The following is a 3,515-nucleotide window of genomic DNA, read 5'->3' as shown; positions in this document are numbered from 1 at the left end:
GAGGGTGCTGCGCTTGTCGAGGCGGCCCAAAAACAGCATCAGGGTGAGGCCGTCGCGTATCGGCAGGATCAGCCCCACCTCCTCCTGCCAGCTGGTGGCCTGATAGAAGTGGTGGCGATACTCGGGGTCGAGCCGCCCCTGCGATACCTGCGCCAGCGTCCAGACCCCGGCCCCCAGACCCTGTTCCAGCGCCTGCATAAAGGGATCCTGGCTGAAGTGGCGGGTGAGATAGCGATCGAACAGCAGCGCCCGCTGGTGGTGCAGGTTGTCGTAGAGGTAGACGGGGCGCTGTCCCACCCCGAGCAGCAGGGCACAGTCAAACGCCACCTGCTGCTGGATGAGGCGCACCAGCGCCGCCGGAAAGGCACTGCCGTGCAGGGCATCGACCACCTCGGTCATGCTGCGGGTCATGGCATCTGTGGCAAGAGTCTGGATCATGGGTGCTGGTTCATGGCGATGGCTTCCGGATGGCGGGCTGGCTCCCCGCAATGATCGTGCGATGGTCACACGATGGCCGGATGCTAGCACGAGAGTGGCAAAACTGTCCCCTAGGGGACATATTCGGCGCAGGCCAGAGCGGCGAGGATGTGGGCTTTTCCCCTTGCTGTTGGAGAACCCATGATCAACCCCCACCTGCTCGATGAGCTGACCCGACGCGGCCTGGTGGCCCAGAATTCCGACCCGGCGGCGCTGGCCGACCATCTTGCCACCCCACGCACCGTCTACTGCGGGTTCGATCCCACCGCCGGCAGCCTGCATATCGGCCATCTGGTGCCGCTGCTGATGCTGCGCCGTTTTCAGCTGGCGGGCCACACCCCGGTGGCGCTGGTGGGCGGTGCCACCGGCCTTATCGGCGATCCCAGCTTCAAGGCGACCGAGCGCAACCTCAACAGCACCGAGACGGTGCAGGGCTGGGTAGCCAGCCTGTCGGCCCAGATAAGAGCGCTGCTGCCAGCGAGCGAAGGGCTGGCGGCACCGCAACTGGTCAACAACGCCGACTGGATGGGGCAGATGTCCGCTCTCGATTTTCTGCGCGACATCGGCAAGCACTTCTCAGTCAACGCCATGCTGGCCCGCGAATCGGTGCGCCAGCGGCTGGCCCGCCCGGATCAGGGCATCTCGTTCACCGAGTTCTCCTACGCCCTGCTGCAATCCCAGGACTTCGCGGTGCTCAACCAGCGCCTCGGCTGCACCCTGCAGATTGGCGGCAACGACCAGTGGGGCAACATCACCAGCGGCATGGATCTCACCCGCCGCCTTAATCAGGCCCAGGTGTATGGCATGACGCTGCCACTCATCACCAAGGCCGATGGCACCAAGTTCGGCAAGACCGAAGGGGGCGCAATCTGGCTCGATCCGGCACTCACCTCGCCCTATGCTTTCTACCAGTTCTGGCTCGGCACAGCAGATGAGGATGTCTACCGCTTCCTGCGCTACTACAGCTTTATGCCACTGGCCGAGATTGATGCGCTGGAGGCAGAGGATGCCACGCGGCAAGGGCGCAAACTGGCCCAGCAGGTGCTGGCCGACGAGCTGACCGAGCTGGTGCACGGCAAGGGGGCGCTGGCGGCGGTGCAGCGCATCAGCGAATTGCTGTTCAGCGGCGAGGTGGCCCGCCTCGGCGAGAGCGATCTCGCCCAGCTGGCGCAGGATGGCATGCCGAGCTGCCGTCTCGAGGGGGAAACAGATCTGGTAACCCTGCTGGTGGAGAGCGGTCTGGCCAACTCGAAGCGCATCGCCCGCGAGCTGCTGGCGGCGGGGGCCATCAGCCTCAACGGCGAGATCCGTCAGAATGAGCAACTGACGGCGGCCGACCGGCTGTTCGGCCGCTACCTGCTGCTGCGCCGGGGCAAGAAACAGTACCGGCTGGTGATGTGGCTGTGATCCCCGTTTGGTCGGGAGGCAACACAAGGGCGCCTCCCCGCCTCAACCGCTGGCCAGGGATGGCCACAATCTCTTTTGAATCCCAACTTGCGATCCCCCTCACAGCCCGTTTCTCAATCAGCCACCATACTGGCACCGGCGAACATGGAGTCCGCCCCACCTCACAACCCCTTACAAATAGACAAGGATGCTGATGATGAAGAGATGGCTTCTGGTACTGCTCTGCACCCTGCCCATGCTGGCGCACGCCAGCGGATATACCCAGACCCGCTACCCCATAGTGCTGGTGCACGGCCTGTTCGGCTTCGACAAGCTGCTCGGGGTTGACTACTTCTACGGCATTCCGCAGGCCCTGAGCCGCGATGGCGCCAAGGTCTACGTGGCTCAGGTATCGGCTACCGCCAGCTCCGAGCAGCGGGGGGAGCAGCTGCTCGCCCAGATCGAACTGCTGCTGGCCGCCACCGGAGCCGAGAAGGTCAATCTGATCGGCCACTCCCACGGCGGCCCCACCATTCGTTATGTCGCCTCGGTCGCCCCCGAGCTGGTCGCTTCTGCCACCAGCGTGGGCGGGGTGAACTACGGCTCTGACATCGCCGATCTGGTGCGCTCCAATGCGGCGCCCGACTCAGCCGCCGAGAAGCTGGCGGCCGCAGCTGCCCATGCGCTCTCCGGTGTCATCTCTCTCCTCTCGGGGGGAAGTCAGCTGCCGCAGGATCCGGTCGCCGCGCTCGATGCCCTCACCAGCAAGGGAGCCAACCAGTTCAACCAGCGCTATCCGGAAGGGCTGCCCAGCCAGTATTGCGGCGAGGGCCCGATGCAGGCGACCAACGGCGTCTACTACTTCTCCTGGAGCGGGCGCGGCAACATGACCAATATTCTGGATCCGGTGGATCCGGCGCTGGCGCTGACCGGTACCTTCTTCAAGGAGCCCAATGACGGGCTGGTCGGCGTCTGCAGCAGCCACCTCGGCAAGGTGATCGGCACCGACTACCGGATGAACCATCTGGATGAGGTGAACCAGTCCTTCGGCATCCACCACCTGTTTGAAACCGACCCGGTCACCCTCTATCGCGACCATGCCCACCGCCTCAAGGAGCTGGGACTATGAGGATCGTCACCCTGCTCGCCGTCCCCTGCGCCATCGCCCTGCTGATCGGCGGCGTGCTGCTCTGGCCGGCAGCACCGACTGCGCAGGTGGCGCGTCAGCAAGGCGTACCTGCCGCCAGCAACCATCACCACGATCCCGAGCAAGAGGCCGCCGACGAGCTGCAGGAGCGTTATCGCACCTTTATCTCGGCCCAGAGCAGTCTGACCGTGCCCACCGATATCACCCTCGCCAGCCTACAAATCCTCTTCGACGAGCGGGAGCAACTGCGCCAGCAGAGCTTCACCCCGACCGAGCAGGAGCAGCTGTTTGCCGAAGATCGCCTGATGGAGCAGTGGACTCTGCGCCGCAAGGCGCTGGCCGAGGCAAGCGATGCCGACAAGAAGGCGTTGGCCAGCGAGCTGGAGCTCTGGCTGGCGGCGCAGCCCCGGTGGTTTCAGGAGGCCGAAGCCAACGGCCGTCTGCTGGGCGAGCTGCAGGCACTGGAGCAGATGGAGCCAGCCAGACGGGATGCCGTGCTGCTGGA

3 protein-coding genes and 1 pseudogene are annotated in these 3,515 nt (G+C 65.0%); 3 read left to right on the top strand and 1 reads right to left on the bottom strand.

Translation table 11 applies throughout. The features are described from left to right. Positions 1 to 438: pseudogene (locus tag AACS24_RS08825) on the bottom strand (LuxR family transcriptional regulator); the annotation flags it as partial. A gap of 180 nt (positions 439 to 618) precedes the next feature. Here AACS24_RS08825 and tyrS point away from each other — a divergent pair. The 3 genes from tyrS to AACS24_RS08810 all read left to right on the top strand — a co-directional run. Beyond that, the gene (gene tyrS / locus AACS24_RS08820; protein WP_108573188.1) at positions 619 to 1,884 is read left to right on the top strand and encodes a tyrosine--tRNA ligase; all 1,266 of its coding nucleotides are present in this window, start codon (positions 619 to 621) and stop codon (positions 1,882 to 1,884) included. 196 nt (positions 1,885 to 2,080) lie between these two features. Continuing rightward, the gene (locus AACS24_RS08815; RefSeq protein ID WP_108573186.1) at positions 2,081 to 2,992 is read left to right on the top strand and encodes a lipase family alpha/beta hydrolase; all 912 of its coding nucleotides are present in this window, start codon (positions 2,081 to 2,083) and stop codon (positions 2,990 to 2,992) included. Beyond that, positions 2,989 to 3,515: lipase chaperone (locus AACS24_RS08810; RefSeq protein WP_258223158.1), on the top strand; the 527-nt coding region annotated here is incomplete at its 3' end. The genes AACS24_RS08815 and AACS24_RS08810, both read left to right, overlap by 4 nt.

The sequence above is a fragment of the Aeromonas sp. HMWF016 genome (assembly GCF_963878195.1).
Lineage (GTDB): Bacteria > Pseudomonadota > Gammaproteobacteria > Enterobacterales > Aeromonadaceae > Aeromonas > Aeromonas lacus.
The sequence above is the reverse complement of the archived record's forward strand: the minus strand, read 5'-3'. Positions and strand labels throughout refer to the sequence as shown.

What these genes read in the sequence shown, in the direction of transcription:
- tyrS (WP_108573188.1), top strand. Translation starts at nt 619, where the DNA reads ATGATCAACCCCCACCTGCTCGATGAGCTGACCCGACGCGGCCTGGTG.
- AACS24_RS08815 (WP_108573186.1), top strand. Translation starts at nt 2,081, where the DNA reads ATGAAGAGATGGCTTCTGGTACTGCTCTGCACCCTGCCCATGCTGGCG.